The following is a 22,410-nucleotide window of genomic DNA, read 5'->3' as shown; positions in this document are numbered from 1 at the left end:
CTGATTTGGAAAAATAGGTTCAGGTAGTTAAGATCGGTAAACAGCGGGGTAAAGACATTTGGGTGCAGATCAATCTGGAAACAAATACCCTTTTTGGCTGTAAATATCTGCGCAATTCGATAGGTGAGCTGAAATTAGCACCAGTGTCAATCCGCGAGCGGCTTTATCAATTAAAAACTCAAGGAATGGGCGGCAAACGGGCGAATGAAGCCGCTAAAAATTGGCCACTTCAATCTGAAGTTTCCTCTTTCTACCAATCACAACAACAAAAACTGCAAGCATTAAGCACACAATTGGCAAAACGCCGGATTGGGAGCAAACTTAATTTATCAAGTGAAGACTTAAGTTACATGGATCTTACCCAAGTTTTTGGTGGCTACCATAACCTTGCTCACGCGAATTTACAAGGTACTAATCTAAGCAGATCTAACCTGAAAAACATTATCATCGTGGAAGCTAACCTAACAAAAGCGATAATGAATCAAACTCAGCTGGTTAATGCTAATCTACTCATGGCTAATCTAAATGAAGCACAATTAGCAGGAGCTAACTTAACTAAGGCTAATTTATGTAACACTAATTTAATCAACTCTGCAATGAACGGAACTATACTGCAAGAAGCTTACTTAAATAATAGTGACTTGACTAATAGTGATTTGACTGGCGCCAATTTGGCGCAAGCTAAGATAGCGAACGCTAACTTGACTGACGCCAATCTGACCAAGGCTAATCTAACAGGTGTGATATTAGTTGATACTAACCTCAATGGTGTAAATTTCACTAGTGCCAATTTAACGCAAGCCAAATTGAATGGCCTTACACTACGTGAGGCGATTTTTGATCAAGCTGACCTAACCGGGGCTAACCTTGCGAACAGCGATGCTAGCAACGCTGATCTGAGTAATACTATCTTAAAAGAGTTAACAATTAGTAACACTAATTTTGCCGGTGCTTCTTTACACGACAGTTTTACCCTTCACCTGCCTGGCGAGTGGGATGAGGATAGCCTAGATGCACTACTGAATCATTTCAACAACCAAAGCAGTCTGCTAACTAGCCTTAATACGATTGATAATCGGTATAGTGAACTAAAAAACAAATTGGCTCTACAGCTCGTTCATTCCCTTGACCAGCCAGACATTAATCTCAGCCATGTCACTTTACCACTATTAGATATTTTTGGAAAACCGCCGTTTATTAGCAATGAAGAAATTAGCAATTTTATCAATAAACTGATGGATAATTACCTGGCAACCCCCTCAACACAATTAATTAATATGCTGGAAGCGCGTCCTGCTAATATTAATATTTTTCTCGATTATTTTAACCATCAACCAGAACTGATGGTTTCCCCCCAATTTAACAGTAGCTTTATTCAAACTATATTGGCGGCTAGAACAGGAGGAAATATTGATAGCAAAATCGCCACAATGGCTAACCAATTATATGAACAATATCTACAACTTTCTGAAATAAAACAACAACTAGCATATCAACAAATTAAGGAAATATTTGGCAATTATGATGGAAAGGCAGATTGGACAGAGAGCAATGCGCAAAACTATCTGTTACTTTCACCGAAAAAGGCAGGTAGAACATTAGTGGTTGCGGAAAATATTCTGACAAAAATGCTACATCCTGATCTGGAAACCAAGTGGAATAACATTTTTATTTTTCACGATGGCGAAAATTTAGGCCCGCAACAATTCAGTCTAGATGAATGCTTCAACCAAGATTTCCCGCTATTTTCTAGTCATTTTTCTTATAGCCAACACCAAGCAACATTCAATAAGCTGATTGAAGCACTAAATTTAGGCGAACAGCTGGACACGCTATTCCTTAATGCACAAAAATCCAATATTTCTACCACTAAATTAGTTGATCAGGCGTCGCAACAGACACTAAAAGAGATTTTTACTCATGTGCTTGATTTTGAGCATGGCTATAGCTTAAAAAATGAAAATTATAATAAAATCATAGAACTATATAATTTGGCTAACAGTAACGAACGAAATAAAGCTGAACATCTGCTGGCTTTATCCGCTGTTTTTACCCGTTATTCATCCAGTGCTGTGTTTGGTACCGAATTGGATTCTCCTCTGATGCTAAGATATCATGCTTACGCCTTAATGGAAAAAGCCCATAAACTTGATCCCACGCTGATTGCGCAAGATACCTTTAATAATTGGAAGAATCGATTACTTGGCTGCGAAAACGCTTTTTCTTGCACTGCCGTTTTATATGATCTGATGATTGATTATGCAATAGAGCACTGTCATGATGTTTTGAAAAAAATTCAACCATCCGCCTGGCGATAAATGCTGCAAAAAACTTTATAATAGCCTAAAAAATGATTATTAACGGTAGCAAAAGATATTAAATATAATGAAAAATTTAAATTTTTTATACGATCCGTTAATAATCATCTATAGTTAGGATCATATTAATGAAAGATAGATGTTTAAATAATATTGTCATCTAATCTAATAGCAACTGTCTTGAACGTTAAAATTATGGAGAAACGTGATGGTACGACTCATTCCATTCTTCGTTCTTTCTGAGCATCGCGTTCAGGATAGTCAGCAGCTTGCGCATACAGGCGACCAGCGCCACTTTTTTGGCTTTTCCCGCTGCAAGCAGACGCATGTAAAAGGCTTTTATCACCGGATTAAAGCGAGTTGCTACAAGCGCGGCCATATAAAGTGCTGTTCGGACTCCGTCCCTTCCGCCAAATATGGTTCGCCGACCACGCATGGTACCCGAGTCCCGGTTTATGGGGGCAACGCCTACAAGCGCGCTAATAGCTCGCCTCGAGAGGCTGCCCAGTTCGGGAAGCTCCGCCAACAACGCAGCAACTGTCATGGTACCAACCCCTTTAATGCTGCTCAGCCTAGCGGCCAGATCCTTAAAGTGGTTCCTTATGTGGTTGTTCATATCCTCATCGATTCTGGCAAGTTCATCTTCCAGCGCCTTGATGATGATGTTGATGCTTTTTCTATTCTGTGGATGTGCGGTATACAGCCTATTACGTTCTGCCACCAACATTGTAATCAACTGGCGTCTGCGTACGACCATCGCAGCAAGAACCTGACGTTCTGCATTTGGCAGAGTCCGGATAAAGCGCTCTCGCTCCGGATGTCGATTAATAACCTCTGCCATTTGTGCAAGCACTTTGGCATCAATACGGTCAGTTTTTGCCAGATAGCCCATAGCGCGGGCAAAGTCTCGGGATTGTCTGGGATTGATCACAGTGACGTCAAAGCCTTCAGCCTGGAGCGAGCAGGCCACAGTAGCTTCAAGCCCGCCAGTTGCCTCCATCAGAACCAACACCACCGAATGCTTTCTCAATTCGGCGATAATGGCATCAAAACCGTCAGAGTCATTACTGACCGTAAACTGTGCAATATCACAGCTGGCTGCTATGTCCAGCGTTGCTTTAGAAACATCAATACCCACACAAAGTGGATTTGGCTGACTCATGATTACCCATCCTTGCAAATGCGTTATGGAGTACGGACAACTGTTCGGGTTTCAGATGAGTGGCTCAGTGTATGCGCCGGTCGCTAATTAACGGGCTTAAAACCCTAGGAGGAATCGGGCTGCATGCACCTTGCCAAATCTAATCGTAACTATTTTAAACCGTTTTCAAGATACAAGGAGGAATCGGGCTGCATGCACCTTGCCAAATCTAATCGTAACTATTTTAAACCGTTTTCAAGATACAAGGAGGAAACTCTCTGACAGCTCCCAACCAAATCGCATCTAACCCTGTGCTTATTAACAATGCTGATAGTTTGTTAGTGATAAAATTCTCAGATTGAGAAAAACGATTAATCAACCAAATACGCTGGGCATCAAGAGGAACATTTTTAAACATTCCTGCCGGATGCCGAATAAAATGCTCCAATACCGCAATATCTGCTTTATCTCCTCTTTTAATTTTCGTTATAGAAGCAAATATTGGCCATCGGTGTACATTATCAGGGCCTAATGGCCTGGCTAAAACCTGTCCTCCAGTTACGGCAATTACGCAGCGACTACTAACCGGTATGCAAGGTTCGTGCAAAGCAGGCGCTTTTAATGGCAGACCTCTTGAACCATCGGCTTCGACCAGTATGATATCCGCGTAGTGTCGCTGAGCAAGTGCATCGACCTGCTGCGGTAAAAAACCACGTACTTTCCCACTACTGGGTTGCCAAGCGGAATAACAAGCACAAATTGGTGAAGCAAATACCGCCGCAGGTAAATGAGCCGGATCGCAACACATCAATAGTGGGATATTTTCATCAGGTAAATACATCCTTGTTGTTGTGGTGATAATCACTTTTTTACCTAACAACGAAAACTGTCGTGCCAGCCAAAATAAAGTACTGGTTTTGCCACCTGCGCCAATCAAACTAATAACAACAGATGATGAGTTTAATGATCCATCACAAAACTGAGTGAGCGGTTCAGGTATATTTGCCGGTGGCATAACTTAAGAGTCCATAAAATGAATAAATCTGCTATTCCGGTCCCCCTAATGGCCAAAAAATCGGCACAAATAATCAAAAATATCGATTGCATTATTCCAGCTGCCGGTCTTTCTTCCAGTATGGGACAATGGAAAATGATGTTACCCTGGCAGAATGGAACAATACTTGATGCAAGTATCAAAAATGCATTAACCTTCTGTTCTCGCATTATTTTGGTGATTGGTTATCGGGCGGCAGAATTGAGCGCGCGCTACCAGCAACATCCAACAATCAGCATTGTTTATAATGCTGATTATCAGCAGGGACTATTTAGCTCCATCAGCGCTGGCGCTATGGCTGTCAATAGCGACTACTGCTTTATTACGCACGGTGATATGCCTTGCCTGAATAGCAATATATTTCAGCAAATTTGGCACCAACGCGGCGCTTATGCGTTGATCCCTCGCTATCAAAAAACACCTGGTCATCCAGTTTTATTGCCTTATCACTGCCTTAATATGGCGGTAAAACAAACCCATTGCCGCTCAATGCAGCAAGCTTTACGAAAAGGTCAATGGCAATATTTAGACTTAGATCAATCGGCAATCACCGCAGATATTGACACTCCTGAGATTTATTTGACGTTACTAGCAACAGAAAATCTGCTTGCCTCCACTTAAAGACAACAAAAAACATCCTCTGCCTGTTTGGTTTATCAAAGTGATAGTGAAATTATTTTTTTGAGAATTAAAAAATTGATAACTATCTGTTGAAGTTAGCTATTTTCTATTGATTATCATTCTTATTTGCCTGAGCGTGAGTTATTTCACAAATAAAAAGCAAGATTAGATATTAATCACATTTCTTATTCACCATTCCTCGGTTATTTGTTTCTGGCGTGATTGTTGCAAAGTTTATGACAACTGTTTGCCAATTTGCCCAATTAAATCGCAGCAAGGAGAGTCTCATGGGAGATATCATGCGCCCAATTCCATTCGATAAACTTTTGAAGCGCATCTTTGATGAATACCAACAAAATCAATCAATATTTGGTATTCCCAAACAACAATTTTATCGTCAGCAAAATCAACATCCATTAATTAATGTATTTGGTGAAACGTGTGCCACACCAATTGGCCCTGCTGCCGGACCGCATACCCAGTTAGCCCAAAATATTATCGTCTCCTGGTTAACTGGTGGCCGCTTTATCGAACTGAAAACAGTGCAGATCCTTGATCAATTAGAAATAGATAAACCCTGTATTGACGCTGAAGATGAATGCTTTAACACTGAGTGGTCAACTGAATATACACTAGTAAAAGCCTGGGATGAATATCTGAAAGCCTGGTTTATTTTGCATCTGCTCGAAGCTATTTTTGAGCCACGCCAAGCAGCCTTTATATTTAACATGAGTGTCGGTTACGATTTAGCTGGTATTCAGCAACCAGCTATGCAGCAATTTATTGATAACATGATGAATGCTTCTCATCATCCCACTTTTAACCGCTACCGTCAGCTTTTACAGTCATGGATCGAAAACCCTGACTTTATTAGTCAGTTAGGTATTGAAAGTCAACAAACTGCGCTGACAACATTAGCCGAAAGTATTCCCGCTCAAATGGTAAGCGGTGTAACCCTATCTACCATGCACGGCTGCCCACCTGATGAAATAGAAGCTATCTGTCGTTATATGTTGCAAGACAAAAAACTCAATACATTTGTCAAACTCAATCCTACCCTACTCGGTTATCAACGGGTAAGAGCGATCCTCGATAGCTGCGGTTTCGATTATATTGGCTTAAAAGAGGCTTCATTCCAGCATGATCTACAGCTTGAGCAAGCCCTGGCGATGCTGCGCCGCTTAATGACACTGGCCAGTGAGAAACAGCTAGGGTTTGGCGTGAAACTGACTAACACATTAGGCGTTATCAATCATAAAGGTAAACTAGCCGGCGAAGAGATGTACATGTCTGGCCGCGCACTATTTCCACTATCAATCAATGTTGCTGCGGTTCTTTCCCGTGCCTTTGACGGCATGCTACCGATCTCTTATTCAGGTGGTGCTAGCCAGATCACTATACGTGATATTTTCGCAACCGGCATTCGTCCCATCACTATGGCAACCGATCTATTAAAACCCGGTGGTTATCTACGTATGACTGAATGCCTACGCGAATTAACGGATAGCGCGGCCTGGCAGGCAGAAAAAATTGATGTAGAACGGTTAGAAAAATTGGCAAAACAAGCAATCAGTATGGATTATAGCCAAAAAGAGTGGAAGGCTGATCATGAGATAAATATTGATGATTCACTACCATTAACAGATTGCTATGCGGCTCCCTGTATTAATGCCTGTGCCATTAAACAGGATATCCCCGAATATATCCGTTTAATGGGTGAAAAGCGTTATACCGATGCGTTAGAACTTATCTACCAACGCAACGCGCTACCGGCCATTACCGGTCATATTTGCGATCATCAATGCCAATATAACTGTACTCGTTTGGACTATGATAGCCCGCTAAATATTCGTCAACTGAAGAAAATTGCATTAGAAAAAGGCTGGCAAGAGTACAAACAGCGTTGGCATAAACCTGCCGGTACAGGTACTCGCCACCCGGTTGCCATAATCGGTGCCGGCCCTGCCGGTCTCAGTGCGGGCTACTTTTTAGCCCGAGCAGGCTATCCAGTAACAATTTTTGAGCGTGAATCCAGCGCCGGTGGGGTAGTAAAAAATATTATTCCCCAATTTCGTATTCCAGCAGAGCTTATCGAGCATGATATCAATTTTATTGCTGAACATGGCGTCAAATTTGAATTTGGATGTCAGCCTGATTTAACCGTGGAAAAATTGAAAGCGACCGGCTTTCATTATGTTTTGATTGGCGTTGGCACCGACAAAAATAGTGGCATCAAACTGGCCGGTGAAAATCATAATATCTACCAATCTCTGCCCTTCCTGCGTGACTATAATCGTGGTTTTACACCGAATATGGGTAAACATGTAGCGGTAATTGGTGCCGGTAATACCGCCATGGACTGCGCTCGGGCAGCGCTACGTATACTTGATGTAGAACAAGTCACTATCATCTATCGCCGCTCAAAAGCTGAAATGCCCGCCTGGCCAGAAGAATACGAAGAAGCTTTAGCTGATGGCGTAAAATTTATGTTCCTCGCCAATCCTGAACATTTTGCCATTAACGGTAAACTGACAGTCAGGCTGATGAAATTAGGTAAAATTGATAGTTCCGGACGTCCTCAGGCGGTGGCAACCGAACAACCCACCAGCTTAAAAATCGATAGTATAATCACAGCAATAGGTGAGCAACAAGATAGCCAAATGCTTGCCGCAATGGGAGTTCCACTCGATCAAAATGGTAAACCAGCTATTGATCTGGCCAGTGGAGAAACTACGCAATCTGGCATATTTTTAATCGGCGATGTTCAACAAGGGCCTTCTTCCATTGTTGCGGCAATCAGTACTGCACGTCGCGCTGTCGATACCATTTTGCGGCGGGAAAATATTTATAGCCATCATGGTAATAAATACTGGAGTAACGTTGATCCTCAGCATCTTTATCAACGTAAAGGTCAAATTACCGTCAAGTTGGTTGACAAACAGCACAGTGAGGCTTTCGTTGAACAGGAAGCCGATCGCTGCCTGGAATGTAATTACATTTGTAGTAAATGTGTTGATGTCTGCCCAAATCGCGCCAATGTCTCGATCGCCATACCTGGCTTTCAAAATCGCTATCAAACACTGCATTTAGATGCCATGTGCAATGAGTGTGGCAATTGTGCGCAATTCTGTCCATGGCAAGGCAAACCCTATCGAGATAAAGTGACTATCTTTAGCCTGGAAGAGGACTTCATTAACAGTACTAACCCTGGTTTTTGGGCCGAAGGCGATCGGATCTCTGTCCGACTCAATAGCCGAACCTGGCTATTACGCATCAATAACGACAGTCAATTTCAAAAAATACCGCCAGAGCTGCATAACCTGTGTCAAATCATTAGCCATGTACACAAACACCATCAATATCTATTAACCCGTATGGATGCCTGATTATGCTAATTTTAAAAAATGCCACGACAGTAGAATTTGAGCCTGCCCGGGTGAGAGAAAATATCGATATTGCTATCCAGGATACAGAGATCTTGGCTATTGGCCCAAATTTGACCGCCCGTTTTCCAACCGCAGAAATTAAACAGATGAATGGCCGCATTGTCATGCCTGGTATTGTCTGCGCCCACAACCATTTCTACTCTGGCTTATCCCGGGGCATCATGGCGCAAATTCCTCCCTGCCCAGATTTTATTTCTACTCTAAAAAATTTATGGTGGCGACTGGACAGAGCTTTGGATGAAGAAGCGCTTTACTATAGTGGCCTGATTTGCGCATTAGAAGCGATTAAAAGTGGCTGTACTGCCGTTATCGACCATCACGCCTCACCCAATTTTATTCATGGCTCACTGCACACTTTACGTAACGCTTTTTTGAAAGCCGGATTACGAGGCATGACCTGCTTTGAAACCACTGATCGCAATGGTGGTCTGCAAGAGCTCGAGGCTGGTATTGAAGAAAATATTAACTTCGCCAAATATATTGATAGCACCAAAGACAAAGAACGTTATTTGGTAGAAGCCCACATTGGTGCTCATGCCCCCTTTACGGTATCCAATGACGGACTTGGTCTATTACAAAACGCCATCAAAGAAACCCAACGCGGTTTGCACATTCATGTAGCAGAAGATCACTATGATGTCTCCCATAGCCATGATAAATACGGTAAAGATCCCTTACAACGTTTAGCCGAATACAATCTGAGCAATCACAAAACATTAATTACTCATGGGCTCTATTTGTCTATCAACGATATACAAATCCTTAATCAAAATGGTGGTTTCCTGGTACATAACGCCCGCTCTAATATGAATAATCATGTCGGTTATAACGCGCAATTAGCGAATTACCACAATGTCGCTTTAGGCACTGATGGCATCGGTTCAGATATGCTGGAAGAATTGAAATTTGCCTTTTTTAAATATCGCGATGCCGGCGGATCACTATGGCCAGATAGTTTTACGCGCTATCTGTGGAGTGGTAATACCTTACTAGCACGCAACTTCAATGCCAAATTTGGCCGGCTAGAAAAGGGTTATAAAGCTGACTTAACGATTTGTGATTATGCAGCACCAACACCACTACAAGCAGAAAATATCGCCGGACATCTGGCCTTTGGTTTAAGTTCAGCCAGTGTTGATAGCGTAATAATAGACGGTGTTATGGTTTATGAAAATCGACAATTTACTTTCGATCATCAACCTATTTACGCTGAAGCCAGAAAAATTGCCGCTAAATTGTGGCAACGAATAAACACACTGAAATAAAAACCTAACACCTTCTCTTACAACAAAAAATAGCTATTAACAGGTGGATTATGATTGAGCAATTTTTCCGACCAACCACCATTGAACAGGCAATGGATCTTAAGCGCCGTTTTCAACATCAGGCAGTCTGGTTTGCTGGTGGCAGCAAATTAAACGCAACACCGACTAAAACTGAATGCAAAATAGCCATTTCGCTACAAAACTTACCGATGAATAGTATTGATTGGGATAACGGTACATTACGTATTGGAGCACTCACTAAGTTACAGCAATTACGCGATACACCGTCTATTCCCCAAGCACTGTATGAGGCGTTAGGCTTTATCTACTCTCGCCATCTACGCAATCAATCTACCATTGGTGGTGAGATAGCCGCCCAACAAACGGAATCAGTTCTACTTCCAGTCTTATTAGTGTTAGATACACAGCTACTGTGTGCCGATGGGCAACTCTTGTCGCTGGAAGATTACTTAGCCGCACCTGATGATCGACTGTTAAGTGAAATTATTATCAAGAAACCTTTTGACCATTGTAGCACCGGCAAAATCAGCCATTCAGCCGCCGGTTGGGCAGTTATTACGGCGGCGGTGGCTATCAGCGATAATCAGGAATACCGCATCGCCCTGGATGGTGTCGGTGAGAAAGCACGCCGCTTGCATGCTATCGAATCATTAACATTAGCAGGAGAAGAACTGGAAAAAGCGGTTAGTAATGCAATTCATCCAACAGATAGTTTATTAGGAAGCGCAGCATACCAACGTTACATTGCCGGCATTTTGATATCTGATCTATTGACCGATTGCCGGCAAAAAGAGGAGAGAAGCAAATGATGGTTCGTTTCACACTAAATGGCGGCCCCAAAGAACTGGAGTGCAAAGCGGGTGACAATGTTCAGCAACTGCTTTTCAATCTTGGCATGCATTCAGTTCGTAATAGTGACGATGGATTTGGCTTCGATGGCTCTGATGCTATCTTATTTAATCAGACCATCCATAATGCTTCACTACTGATCGCCGCACAACTGGATAACGCAACCATTGTTACGGCTGAATCACTCGCTAGTTGGAATCAACTCAGTATTGTTCAACAAGCGATGATCGATGTCGGCATTGTGCAATCTGGCTACAATGATCCCGCTGCAGCATTGATCATCACTGACTTACTAAACCGCATTACTGATCCTGATCGTGAACAGATCGATGACGCTCTGTCTGGCTTATTTAGTCGCGATGCCGGCTACCAACAGTTTTATACGGTCGTCGATTTAGCCAAAAATCGGCTGATAGATCCTGCTCATCAAATAACCGTTGCCCCCATTTTTCGCGACGACTTGACCTTAATAGGCAAAATCCATCCTAAAACCGATTCGGCCAAAATGGTGCAAGCTAAACCCTGTTATGTCGAAGATCGCATTGCCCACAATGCCTGCGTGATAAAAATGCTCCGCAGTCCCCATGCCCATGCCGTGATCAGACAACTTAATGTCACCAAAGCGGAAGCACTAGCTGGTGTCATCCATGTCATTACCCACCTTAACTGCCCAGATATCTACTACACCCCTGGTGGACAAAGCGCGCCAGAACCCTCCCCCTTGACCGTCGGATGTTTGGCAAGAAACTACGCCATGTTGGCGATCGCGTGGCGGCCGTTGTGGCAGAAAATGAGGAAATTGCGCTGGCAGCACTAAAACTTATCGAAGTGGAATACCAGGTATTAAAACCTGTCATGCCAATTGACGAAGCGATGGCTGCAGATGCCCCGATTGTCCATGATGAGCCGGTATTTTATATCAAAGGTGCACCTGCTGATCTGGTACAGCAAAATCAACAGGCGGTAAATCGCGGCGAGCAGATGATCATCAACTTTCCGATCGGTGCCCGCCCAATCAACAATATTGCGGCTAGTATTCATGGTAGCATCGGTGATATTGCTGACGGATTTGCTAAAGCCGATGTAATTATCGAACGTACCTACCAATCTAAACAAGTACAACAGTGTCCTGCCGAGCCACATATTTGCTATAGCTATATGGATGGTGATCGCTTAGTGATCCACGCCTCAACTCAAGTACCCTGGCACCTCCGTCGCCAGGTTGCACGTATCGTTGGGCTAAAACAGCATAAAATCCATGTCATTAAAGAACGAGTTGGTGGCGGCTTTGGCTCCAAACAAGATATGCTATTAGAAGAAGTTTGTGCCTGGGCTACCTGCGTAACGGGTAGACCGGTCTACTTCCGTTATAGCCGTGAAGAAGAGTTTATTGCCAATACTTCACGCCACGTGGCTAAGGTGACCGTTAAACTCGGTGCGACTAACGACGGAAAACTGACTGCGATCGACATGAATTTCCGCGCCAATACCGGCCCTTATGGCAATCATGCGCTAACCGTACCCAGTAATGGCCCAGCGCTGTCATTGCCTCTCTACCCCTGCGATAATGTTAATTTTCAAGTCACCACTTATTACAGTAACATCTGTCCAGCCGGCGCCTATCAAGGCTATAGTGCACCTAAAGGTAATTTTGCGCTAACGATGGCCATGGCTGAATTGGCGGAAAAATTAGGTATTGATCAGCTGGATCTGATTGAGCTTAATCGGGTTCAAGAAGGCCAAGAGTTGAAGATCCTTGGCGCTATCGGTGAAGGGAAAATGCCCCCCAGCGCGCCCACCGCCGCCAGTTGTGCCTTAACACCAATCCTGCGTAAAGGACGCCAATTGATTGACTGGCAGGGACCGAAACCTGCTTCAGGCGACTGGTGGATCGGTAAAGGGGTTGCCATCATTATGCAAAAATCGGGTATTCCAGAAATTGATCAGGCAAACTGCATGATCAAGCTAGAATCTGATGGCACCTTTATTGTTCATTCTGGGGGCGCCGATATTGGTACCGGTTTAGATACCGTATTGGGAAAACTGTGTGCCGAAGTATTATGCTGCCCGTTGAATAAAATCCATGTCATTTCTGGCGACACCGACCATGCCCTGTTTGATAAAGGGGCATATGCCTCATCCGGCACCTGCTTCTCGGGTAATGCCGCCAAAAAAGCGGCGGAAAACTTACGCCAAAAAATACTTTTTCATGGCGCGCAAATACTCAACGAGCCCAAAGAGGATGTTTCGTTGGCACACCCTGGCATCGTCTGTGGAAAACAGGGTCAAATCAGTTATGCCGAAATTGCCCATCAAGCGGAAACCGGCACCGGATTTGGTGTACTGGTAGCCACCGCCAGCTACGTCACCAATGATTTTGCCTCTCCATTTGGTGCCAATTTTGCTGAGGTCGCAGTTAATCTACGAACTGGCCAAATTCGGCTCGACAAATTCTACGCACTACTCGATTGTGGTACCCCGATTAACCCAGATTTAGCGCTTGGTCAAATTTATGGTGCCACATTACGCGCCATCGGCCACAGTCTAACCGAAGAGATCCAATATGATAGCCAAGGCAATCCACTAACGCGCGATCTGCGCAGCTACGGTGCACCCAAGATCGGCGATATTCCGGCTGACTTTGGTGCTTTCCTGGTTCCCAGTGACGATCCAGTTGGGCCGTTTGGTGCCAAATCTATCTCTGAAATTGGCGTCAATGGCGCCGCACCAGCTATTGCCTCTGCTATCCATGATGCTTGTAATATTTGGTTGCGCGATTGGCCTTTTACGCCAGAGAAAATATTAACTGCCTTGGGAAAACTGTAATTAATTGAGGCTGCTTTAGCAGCCTCCCACTCAGGCTGCAACCATCAATTAACTATTTTAATTTGCTTCACTTAGCAGACTTAAATAAGCAATTTTTTAGCCGACAAATAACAGCAGAAGGCGAATATTGACGATTTTTTGGTCATCGGTCAGCAAAATAAAATTACCGACAGCTCTGATTGTCATTATAAAAAAATAGGTCGGATACTATGTAAAAATAACCAAAATGACTCAACCACGCTCATCTATCATACGCTCAGATTAATAACAATCCCTATCTTCAGCCTATTTTATCATGTTGCCAACCGGCTTATTACAACCCGCCTAAAACCACTAATCGACAATTTGAATGGTTCACCTGCAAACACATCGTCTTTCACATAATCACGCTAAGAGGTCAGCACTATGTCTGCCAATTTACCGGAGGCGCCAACCGAAACACAGACGGCAACAGCCCTCGAAACATTTTTCAAAATTACTGAACGTGACAGCAATGTTCGGCAAGAAATTTTAGCCGGCATCACCACGTTCCTAGCCATGGTTTATTCTGTGGTCGTTATTCCAAACATGTTGAGCCAGGCGGGTTTTCCGCCAAACACTACCTTCACGGTGGTCTGTTTAGTTGCTGGCCTTGGTTCATTATTGATGGGGTTATGGGCAAACTTACCGATGGCAATAGGCTGCACCACTTCAATGTGCGCCTTTACCGCTTTCAGTCTGGTATTAGGACAACAAATTAGTATCCCAATTGTACTGGGTATTGTTTTCTTAATGGGTATTGTTCTTGTCATTATCTCAATTGCCGGCATCCGTACCTGGATATTACGCCATTTACCACAAGGTATTGCCTATGGCACTGGTATCGGTATCGGACTCTTTATTCTGTTGATTGCGGCTAATGGTGTTGGTTTAATCACCAAAAACCCACTAGCCGGATTACCGGTTGCCCTTGGCGACTTTACCTCATTCCCGGCCATTATGTCGCTATTGGGTCTGGCTATTATTTTTGGTCTAGAAAAACACCGTATACCCGGCAGTATTTTATTGGTGATCATTGCTATTTCTATTGTGGGGCTGATATTTGATCCCAGTATACAATTTCAAGGCGTATTTGCCTTACCCAAGCTAACTGATGATAGTGGCCAATCACTAACTTTTAGCTTGAACATTAGCGCCGCCTTACAACCACAAATGTTACCCTATGCGTTAGCACTGATTATCACCGCCATATTTGATGCGACCGGCACCCTACGCGCAGTAGCCGGTCTGGCCAATTTACTAGATAAAAAGGATAAAGTTATCGATAGCGGCAAAGCATTTACCATAGATTCAGTAAGCTCTATTTTTGCGGGCGTAATGGGCGCATCACCTGCTGCGGTATACCTAGAATCAACAGCAGGCACAGCAGCAGGTGGCAAAACCGGCTTAACCGCCGTGATGGTAGGCACTCTTTTCTTATTGATGTTATTTTTAGCACCGCTATCACTGTTAATTCCCCATTACGCCACGCACCAGCGTTAATGTACATTGGCTTACTAATGTTACAGAATGTCTCAAAACTGAATTTTAATGATTTTGTTGACACCATGTCTGGCCTGGTGTTCGCTGTTTTTATTGTTTTCACTTGTAATATCGCAACCGGCCTAATGTTTGGTTTTGTTACCCTGGTTATCGGCCGTATTTTTGCCAAAGAATGGCATTGCCTTAATGCCAGCACCCTGCTCCTAACACTACTGTTAGTCATTTTTTATTATGGCGGCTTAGCGATTTAGTTCTTTTTCCGAATCTGAAAGATGATTCGGAAAAAATTTCTTCTCCGACTAAATAATTTTTTATTGCAACAATATTACAGATTATTATCCATAACAAAATCAAATTATCAGTCATTTGATGCGTCATTTTTTATTCAATTTAACCAATCAGCTAGCCTGACATAAATAAATCAACACTATATAAGTGAATATTTCATTCGTAAGTGATTGATTAGTAAATTTAAATTAGGTATGACCAGTAAGGTTTTTTGTTACTCAAAAGGGTAAAAAAGATATTTTTTTAATCTAAAAACCAAAAGAATTTGATGATAACTTTTTATTTGCTAATGAATCGGTGAATAAGTTGATCATAAACAAGGTCATAATACCGCATTTAAATAACAATTATTAAACATTTGAACATCAATAAACTAAAAGCAAAAAGGTGCCAGATAACAACTTATCAATAGCAAATAACCATAAAATAAGAAACCTAGCGAGCACAAAAGGGAGCAATCAAAATTAATAATTTGTAAATTGGAGAAAGTAAAAATTATGGATAATTCCTTATATGGAAAAAACAAAGAATCTTACACGATTGATCAAGCAGTTAAACAGCTTACCAAAGGATATGCAACCAAAGGTTGGCAAGAAGCCCATAAACAGACGGACGATAAAACCTTAAAAATCACCTACTCCTTTCCGGATTGGGCTAAATATCCGAGAGAAAGCAGCCAAAGTCTGACTTATCATGGCTATAATCCTAACCCAAGCGGCCTAACCGCATACCAACAACAGCAAGCCAGACTAATCTTACAAACCTGGCAAGATGTCGCTAATATAGAATTAATTGAAGTAGAATCTACGGAAGAAGCCATGATCACCTTCGGTAATTATCATGGTTTTGATCATGCCTTTACAGAGACCAACTCACATATTAAAAAAGATTACTATGGCAATACTACCAATAGCCATATGGAAAACCACATTTGGTTCAACCTTGATAGTAATGATAACTCACAGCCAGCCTTGGGAAATTATGGTCGCAATCCTTACACTCACGAAATAGGTCATACATTAGGGCTTAGCCATCCTGGCAATTATGAATCATCAAACGGCGGTTACGCACTGAATGCTTCCTATAAACAAGACTCACGCCAATATAGCGTTATGAGCTATTGGGAAGAAACAAATACTGGCGCTAACCATCATTATGATGAGAGTCTCGGTTACTATATCTATAACAATACCTATTACCCAACCGGGCCACTAATGCATAATATTGCCGCCATACAAAAAATTCATGGTGCCAATACTACTACTCGAACTGGCGATACCATTTACGGATTTCATTCCAATAGCGATAGAGATTTCTATACCATAACCAACAGTAACCAGAAAGTGGTTTTTTGTGTCTGGGATGCCGGCGGTAACGATACACTAGATTTTTCTGGTTATTATCAAAACCAACGCATTAACTTAAATGAAGCCTCCTTCTCCGATATTGGCAGCTTAAAAGCCAATGTCTCAATTGCTCGGGGCGTCATTATTGAAAATGCAATCGGTGGCTCAGGCAATGACGTTATTATCGGCAACAGTGCTGACAATATCATCGAGGGGGTAAAGGTAGAGATAGTATTTATGGAGGGGAAGGCAAAGATATATTATGGGGTGGCAATCGTGACACTATCATGCCAGATAAAAAAACAGATGACCAACCTCCCAACAATATTCATGATCATCAACCAACACAAGATATTAATAATAAACAACCAAAAGATGATTATGATGATGAATTACCGCAAGATGCCGATAATGAGCTGCCACAAGAGGATAATGATAATGAAGTTACCAGCATCCCTAACAACTGCATAACCTCACCATGGTGGTGAATAACACTAACACTTGTTATTGGACAACACCGACATCATGCTATAGCAGTACTCCCATATTTTATTACCCGATGATGAACAATTTTAATGGTTATAGTTATGATTATAGCTCTCCCTGGCAATATTCTATTACTTACAATGCCGCATTGCCCAATCAACCCACCAATTGTAACAATTATGGTTACTGTAACCAACAGCAATCCACACTCTGGCCAACACAAAATAGTCGCATGATGAGCAATAACTATATCAGCAATAATGTTAATAATTGGTATAGCGACAACAAAAAGCCACAGAAGCTAGACAATGGTAGCGGCAAAGATACCTTTGTTTTTTCCAGTATCAAAGATTCACCTTACGACAATCCAGATAAAATTATGGATTTTGAAACTGGCATTGACTTAATTGATCTCTCTGCCATTAGGCTGGATAGTTATATCAATAGCAACCCTAAACTCTATTTTGTTGACTATTTTACTAAACAAGTGGGAGATATGATGTTGACTTATAATGAAGAAAGTAACTTAAGTCGATTATTTATAGATGGTGACGGTGATGCCATCCCCGACTTTGAACTGCATATCCTTGGCGTTGTCGAACAAAGCGATCTTATTCTGGCATAATAGTAAAACGGTGAGCTTAGCTCACCGTTTTTTGGGATGGTGGAGTAAATAAGCGTTATGCCGCGATATTTGACATAGCTACGCGCAAAATGCAACATAACACCCCTTTCTCTAAAAAATTTTTATTTTTTTAAATCTTCTTCGGCAACTTTCTCTAGATAGGTAAATTGATCAAGTTCTTCCTGCGAAACGGCTGGCCACTCTTTAATCACGTAATAATTCAGGTAATCCTTTTCAATTGATGCCTTTAGTATCTTTCTTGCTTCTTTTAATTTACTTAGCAAGAAAAACGCACACATTGACTTATGACCTTTTGAGTGATTATGAGAAATTACACTCAATAACTCATTCTCTTTCAGCTTATGCCCTAATGCTTTTTTTTGCAACTTCTCTATTAATGATTAAAATATCTTTTTCACTTATACCTTTAACACTATCAATCTTTGAATCAATGAGTTTAATTACTTCAGAATTTCTGCCTATTCTAAGTAGCATATAGCTTTTCGACAACAAAAACTCTGCGAGACTTAAATGACTGTTAGCACGCTGTTCATCAATAATTTCAAGCGCTTTTTCAAACTCACCTTCGGTAACATATATGTCAGCATTAAGATCGGCCACGGTTGGAGGATAAAGATCACCGCCAGAAGAATTTATTGCTTCTCGTAAGATAGAAATATTATTTTTATCAATACATAAAATACGCGCTATCGACTTCAAGTGACCGGTTCGCCACTTCGACTCAAGAGCTCTTTTGGCAATTTTAATTCCTTCTTGAATGTCTTTATTTTGCCCTATCTCAAAGGAAGCCTTGAACAGAAGATAGGAGGCTATTGTTTCAGAGCTAGTATTGGTATCATATTTTTCAAAGAAAGATTCAGCTATTTTTCTGAAATCAAAATTTTCATCTTGTTGCAATTCATTAAGATACAAATGTAGCTTGCTTAAAATGTGCAAGATATATTTCTGCTTTTTGTTAGATGAAGTTTTGTATATATCGTGCAACTCGTCTACAAAATCTTGTATTTCTTTTAAATCCTTTTTCTTGGCCAGAAACTTTCCTTTCAAAGTAAGAAAATTTTCATGATGCGGATTTATATCTTCCATTTTTTTCAATAACTCTTGCAATGCGATATGCGCGTTTTTTTATCGATATCTCCAGCATGCATATCAACTATTAAATTATATTTTATATACCAAGCTTTATTATCAAAACTACCGTCAAATCTCAAACTTTCATTTAACCACTTTGCTATGTCTTGATAAGTTACATCAGCATCATTATCAATGGTATTACTAAGATAATTCAGTACACACTTCGATAAAAAATTCCTCAATGAGAAGCTATATTTAAATTTATCGAGACATTCTCGCAGGTAGATAATTTTTTCTTTTGGTTTTTGAATTTGTTGTGCTTTCGTGAAATGATAGGAAACATTATTGGGGTCGATAGCAATGAGTTTTTCGCTATATTCAAGAGATTTTTTAAAATCTAATCTTTCAACATAAATCTTTATAAGTCTCTGCACATACTTTACATAAATACCTTCACTCAGATCAGTTGATAGATGCTTTATAATTTTGAGTTCTGCCTGTTCATAAGATTTATTTTTTATTAAAGAATCAACAGAAAGTAGTTTTTTGAATTCGTTCTCAGGTACTTTTGAATCATCAAACTCTTTATCAGATAATTCATTAATTAACGATGATATATCTTGAGTGTAAGCATGTTTCTTTAGCTTTTTGATGTCTGTGCTTATTACCTCATTATTAGTAAGACGATATTCATCATCAATAAAGTTAGTTATCATCTTTTCCCTTTTTGTTGATTTCTGATTCCCTCCGAGAGAAAGCTCAACACCGAGCTTGTGTGTCAATTCAGCCATGAACTCGTCGAAACCATCTATTTCGACCCAATATACTCTATCATTATTAAGTAACTTTAAGACCTCAGGGGAAAACTCATCACCAGCTCTTTTGCACCAATATACCCCATTCTTTAAATAATCATCTTGTTTAAGGAGGAATTTCAAAACTTTCATAATAGAATTATCATTACCTGCATATCCGACGAAAATAATTCCATACTCTTTCGCAAAATCCATTAATTTTTCTTTAGTATTGGCTTCTAAATTCTCGGTCTCTTTTAACGAGCTTTTTATACTATCAAATAGATAATCTCCATGTAATTTAATAATTTTTGGCCTTGCAGAACTTATTGATATTCCTTTAATAGATGAATCATGAGCGCACAATAAGGGTCTATTAGAAGAAAATTGGTAGAAAGCTTCATTTATAAGATCATCAAAATTAGTGGTAAATCCCGTGTCAAAATAGTTTGTTTCAAAAAGCTCAACCAAATAAGCATAGCCGATTGATGGTAGTTTCTTATCAACTTGAATTTCAACAAACCTTCTTCTCTGTGATGCTAAATCGAACTTCATTTCAAACAAAGATGAATATTCATTCGATGAATCGAACCAATCAGTATGGTTTTGTTTAAACCATTCAATTGCATTTTCTTTTCCAGAATATTCAGCCGATGATAACCTCTTATAAATTTCTTCTCGCCATTCATCCACCAGATCAGAAGCTGTTCTAATACCAGATGTAACAGACGCACCGGCCCCCAAAAAAAGAGAATAATTAGGGGTTGTCCCGGGATTTATTTTTATATACTCAGCTAAATCTCTAATTGTTCTCTTTTTTGCTTTTAATTTTGCTTGTAAATCATATTTGGCAACCATGCGTTATAACCTCATATACACAAAGAAATAAAATAACAAATAATTTTTTATATTAATAAAAATCAATAAGTTGAAAAATAGAGATACAAAAACATATTAACCATACAATTTTATTAATATTTTTTGTCTAAATTGAGGGTTAGTCTTAGAAAAATTAAACCCGACATCACCGTTTGAACTGTATAATCCATAATAACGTTAGTTCATAGTAATGTTCTTTGTGCTACATCATATTTTCTATCGTATGAATAAGTTATAGAATTTATTAAATAATGTACTCTTAAAGTACAAGTATCGAGCATACTTATATGAAGGAAATTAACGATAGGTAAATTGTGATAAATATAAGGGCTAGGTACCACATTTTTATTTATCTCGTTTTTATAGAAATTTGTGAATATGAGCCAATAGTAAAAATATACTATCAGAGCCAAAAACCAACCCCAAACACCGCTTAGTTACATACCATATAATAATTTTTTATCATGCGATTTTTTGTGCTCGATATTCGTATTTGCCGCCAAATTAATTTCGCCATATTATATTGACTGGTTTTTATTCAATTTTATGTAATAAGTGAAAATAACCAGCCCTCTGCTTCTTCACCAATAATGACATTTTTAATTTACTCTATTAGTCATTATTTGATTAATTAGCCATTCGAAAAATATTATTTCGCTGCACACCTGTAGTGAGTATTTTTTCAATATTGGTTTTATATGTTTCTAGTTAATATTTTATTTTCATTGTCATTGTCATTGCAGATAATAAACAACTAAATTTTGCAGCAATTTATTCTTGTCATAAGCAATGGATAGTGACTTTTTATTGGTCTTCTCTTAGTGAACTGAAGCATTATTTTTTTATTCATTTTGCTGATTATATAGGTATTTATTCGGCTAAAAATTGGTCAATATATTGTTTTAATAGTTCAGATAAATTCATTAATCTGTCTGATATCAAATTATCCGACTTAATAAAAAATAATTAAATAAAAACAATTATTTACATAATGTTATTGAAATAACAGACAAATAATTTGCTAGAAAAATTTCCATTATGTCCAGAATTTATTTATATTAAGACGCTATTCTACAAGGAATAAACAGATTGTTTATAGGTAATTCATGAGTATTATTGAGTCCTATCGGCGGGAGGAAATAATGGATGTGAAAATATCACCTCAACTTATTGCTATGTTTGAAAACAATAGCGATCCGTGGGGAATAAAAATATTTGACGGCGACCAATCTATTCATTTTTATAGCAATCCACAAAACTACAGGTTATTTAATTTATCTACAAATTTTAACTTATACGGCAAAAATGATAGCGAAATACCTCATCCCACAGCTGAATTTTCAGAAAACTTTCAAGCACATGATTTTGAAACATTGAAACAAAAAAGAAATATCATTTCGATTGATATTTATCCTTATGGTGAAGATTCACTATTACAACCTTACATTTGTGAAAAATTTCCGTTTATTGTCGACGGAGAATGTGTTGGCGTTATGTTTCATTCAAGAAAGATGGAACTAATGCCTTTTAGGAAATTTAAAAATTTTGGTAAAATTCATGGAACAACAGATTGCCTGATTGAAACAAAATTTACCAAAAAAGAATTAGAAATAATGTTTCTGGTAGCACATTCATTTAACCCAAAAGAAATTTCTAAAATGCTTTGTGTTAGTCATCATACCGTTAACAATAAATTACAATCTATCTACCAAAAATTGGGGATTAGCTTTCGGGAACAACTTATAGAATATTGTATTCATAAAAATATTCATAATAAAATACCGATGCGATTTCTCAGACCGCGCAGCTATTTATTTAACTAAATAATATAGAGA

At 40.0% G+C, this 22,410-nt stretch carries 14 protein-coding genes and 3 pseudogenes; 12 read left to right on the top strand and 5 right to left on the bottom strand.

Annotation, left to right across the window (positions count from 1 at the left end):
• Nucleotides 1-62 precede the first annotated feature (62 nt).
• On the top strand, nucleotides 63-2,318 hold the full coding sequence (locus AACL31_RS02755; protein ID WP_310513138.1) for a pentapeptide repeat-containing protein: 2,256 nt from the start codon (nucleotides 63-65) through the stop codon (nucleotides 2,316-2,318).
• Nucleotides 2,319-2,511: 193 nt separating this feature from the next.
• On the opposite strand, the gene AACL31_RS02750 is transcribed toward AACL31_RS02755, so the two are convergent.
• The gene (locus tag AACL31_RS02750) at nucleotides 2,512-3,480 is read right to left on the bottom strand and encodes an IS110 family transposase (protein WP_339053074.1); all 969 of its coding nucleotides are present in this window, start codon (nucleotides 3,478-3,480) and stop codon (nucleotides 2,512-2,514) included.
• Between the two features lie 123 nt (nucleotides 3,481-3,603).
• Between AACL31_RS02750 and AACL31_RS02745 the strand changes: the two genes are divergently transcribed.
• Nucleotides 3,604-3,741, top strand: coding sequence for a hypothetical protein (locus AACL31_RS02745; protein ID WP_339053735.1), 138 nt, complete (start codon nucleotides 3,604-3,606; stop codon nucleotides 3,739-3,741).
• On the opposite strand, the gene yqeC is transcribed toward AACL31_RS02745, so the two are convergent.
• Complete coding sequence (yqeC, locus tag AACL31_RS02740; RefSeq protein ID WP_310511297.1) at nucleotides 3,704-4,474, bottom strand: selenium cofactor biosynthesis protein YqeC; 771 nt, start codon at nucleotides 4,472-4,474, stop codon at nucleotides 3,704-3,706. The two genes, AACL31_RS02745 and yqeC, sit on opposite strands and share 38 nt — an antisense overlap.
• A gap of 18 nt (nucleotides 4,475-4,492) precedes the next feature.
• Between yqeC and AACL31_RS02735 the strand changes: the two genes are divergently transcribed.
• The 9 genes and pseudogenes from AACL31_RS02735 to AACL31_RS02695 all read left to right on the top strand — a co-directional run bounded on the left by AACL31_RS02735 (nucleotide 4,493) and on the right by AACL31_RS02695 (nucleotide 17,807).
• Nucleotides 4,493-5,134, top strand: coding sequence for an NTP transferase domain-containing protein (locus tag AACL31_RS02735; RefSeq protein ID WP_310511298.1), 642 nt, complete (start codon nucleotides 4,493-4,495; stop codon nucleotides 5,132-5,134).
• Between the two features lie 287 nt (nucleotides 5,135-5,421).
• Complete coding sequence (gene ygfK, locus AACL31_RS02730) at nucleotides 5,422-8,520, top strand: putative selenate reductase subunit YgfK (RefSeq protein ID WP_339053734.1); 3,099 nt, start codon at nucleotides 5,422-5,424, stop codon at nucleotides 8,518-8,520.
• 2 nt (nucleotides 8,521-8,522) lie between these two features.
• Entirely contained in the window at nucleotides 8,523-9,845 is a 1,323-nt protein-coding gene (gene ssnA / locus AACL31_RS02725; protein ID WP_339053733.1) for a putative aminohydrolase SsnA, read from the top strand.
• Between the two features lie 50 nt (nucleotides 9,846-9,895).
• Entirely contained in the window at nucleotides 9,896-10,675 is a 780-nt protein-coding gene (ygfM, locus tag AACL31_RS02720; RefSeq protein ID WP_310511301.1) for a molybdopterin-dependent oxidoreductase FAD-binding subunit, read from the top strand.
• A pseudogene (locus AACL31_RS02715) lies at nucleotides 10,672-13,541 on the top strand (molybdopterin-dependent oxidoreductase Mo/Fe-S-binding subunit). Before ygfM ends, AACL31_RS02715 begins: the two are co-directional and overlap by 4 nt.
• A 405-nt stretch (nucleotides 13,542-13,946) precedes the next feature.
• Nucleotides 13,947-15,313, top strand: a pseudogene (locus AACL31_RS02710) (NCS2 family permease).
• A 534-nt stretch (nucleotides 15,314-15,847) separates the two neighbouring features.
• Nucleotides 15,848-16,843: pseudogene (locus tag AACL31_RS02705) on the top strand (M10 family metallopeptidase C-terminal domain-containing protein); the annotation flags it as partial.
• Nucleotides 16,844-16,929: 86 nt separating this feature from the next.
• Nucleotides 16,930-17,184 (top strand): hypothetical protein, encoded by a 255-nt coding sequence (locus AACL31_RS02700; protein ID WP_310511371.1) that lies wholly within the window; start codon nucleotides 16,930-16,932, stop codon nucleotides 17,182-17,184.
• Complete coding sequence (locus AACL31_RS02695) at nucleotides 17,175-17,807, top strand: M10 family metallopeptidase C-terminal domain-containing protein (protein ID WP_310511303.1); 633 nt, start codon at nucleotides 17,175-17,177, stop codon at nucleotides 17,805-17,807. Before AACL31_RS02700 ends, AACL31_RS02695 begins: the two co-directional genes overlap by 10 nt.
• Nucleotides 17,808-17,929: 122 nt before the next feature.
• On the opposite strand, the gene AACL31_RS02690 is transcribed toward AACL31_RS02695, so the two are convergent.
• The 3 genes from AACL31_RS02690 to AACL31_RS02680 form a co-directional block, all read right to left on the bottom strand.
• Complete coding sequence (locus AACL31_RS02690) at nucleotides 17,930-18,106, bottom strand: hypothetical protein (RefSeq protein ID WP_339053732.1); 177 nt, start codon at nucleotides 18,104-18,106, stop codon at nucleotides 17,930-17,932.
• 61 nt (nucleotides 18,107-18,167) lie between these two features.
• Nucleotides 18,168-18,914, bottom strand: coding sequence for a hypothetical protein (locus AACL31_RS02685; RefSeq protein ID WP_339053731.1), 747 nt, complete (start codon nucleotides 18,912-18,914; stop codon nucleotides 18,168-18,170).
• A 5-nt stretch (nucleotides 18,915-18,919) separates the two neighbouring features.
• A complete protein-coding gene (locus AACL31_RS02680; RefSeq protein ID WP_310511305.1) occupies nucleotides 18,920-20,554 on the bottom strand; it encodes an SIR2 family protein in 1,635 nt (544 codons plus the stop codon).
• Between the two features lie 1,163 nt (nucleotides 20,555-21,717).
• Between AACL31_RS02680 and AACL31_RS02675 the strand changes: the two genes are divergently transcribed.
• A complete protein-coding gene (locus tag AACL31_RS02675; RefSeq protein WP_052044779.1) occupies nucleotides 21,718-22,398 on the top strand; it encodes a PAS and helix-turn-helix domain-containing protein in 681 nt (226 codons plus the stop codon).
• Nucleotides 22,399-22,410 lie beyond the last annotated feature (12 nt).

Origin of the sequence: Arsenophonus endosymbiont of Crataerina pallida (assembly GCF_964020125.1) — a bacterium.
GTDB classification, from domain to species: domain Bacteria; phylum Pseudomonadota; class Gammaproteobacteria; order Enterobacterales; family Enterobacteriaceae; genus Arsenophonus; species Arsenophonus nilaparvatae.
Note: the sequence above shows the minus strand (reverse complement) of the source record. Positions and strands in the feature narration are given on the sequence as shown.

Excerpts from the sequence above, each read along its gene's own strand:
- AACL31_RS02750 (WP_339053074.1), bottom strand. The coding sequence starts at position 3,480 with ATGAGTCAGCCAAATCCACTTTGTGTGGGTATTGATGTTTCTAAAGCA.
- AACL31_RS02745 (WP_339053735.1), top strand. The coding sequence starts at position 3,604 with ATGCACCTTGCCAAATCTAATCGTAACTATTTTAAACCGTTTTCAAGA.
- yqeC (WP_310511297.1), bottom strand. The coding sequence starts at position 4,474 with ATGCCACCGGCAAATATACCTGAACCGCTCACTCAGTTTTGTGATGGA.
- AACL31_RS02735 (WP_310511298.1), top strand. The coding sequence starts at position 4,493 with ATGAATAAATCTGCTATTCCGGTCCCCCTAATGGCCAAAAAATCGGCA.
- ygfK (WP_339053734.1), top strand. The coding sequence starts at position 5,422 with ATGGGAGATATCATGCGCCCAATTCCATTCGATAAACTTTTGAAGCGC.
- ssnA (WP_339053733.1), top strand. The coding sequence starts at position 8,523 with ATGCTAATTTTAAAAAATGCCACGACAGTAGAATTTGAGCCTGCCCGG.
- ygfM (WP_310511301.1), top strand. The coding sequence starts at position 9,896 with ATGATTGAGCAATTTTTCCGACCAACCACCATTGAACAGGCAATGGAT.
- AACL31_RS02695 (WP_310511303.1), top strand. The coding sequence starts at position 17,175 with ATGGTGGTGAATAACACTAACACTTGTTATTGGACAACACCGACATCA.
- AACL31_RS02690 (WP_339053732.1), bottom strand. The coding sequence starts at position 18,106 with ATGTGTGCGTTTTTCTTGCTAAGTAAATTAAAAGAAGCAAGAAAGATA.
- AACL31_RS02685 (WP_339053731.1), bottom strand. The coding sequence starts at position 18,914 with ATGGAAGATATAAATCCGCATCATGAAAATTTTCTTACTTTGAAAGGA.
- AACL31_RS02680 (WP_310511305.1), bottom strand. The coding sequence starts at position 20,554 with ATGGTTGCCAAATATGATTTACAAGCAAAATTAAAAGCAAAAAAGAGA.
- AACL31_RS02675 (WP_052044779.1), top strand. The coding sequence starts at position 21,718 with ATGGATGTGAAAATATCACCTCAACTTATTGCTATGTTTGAAAACAAT.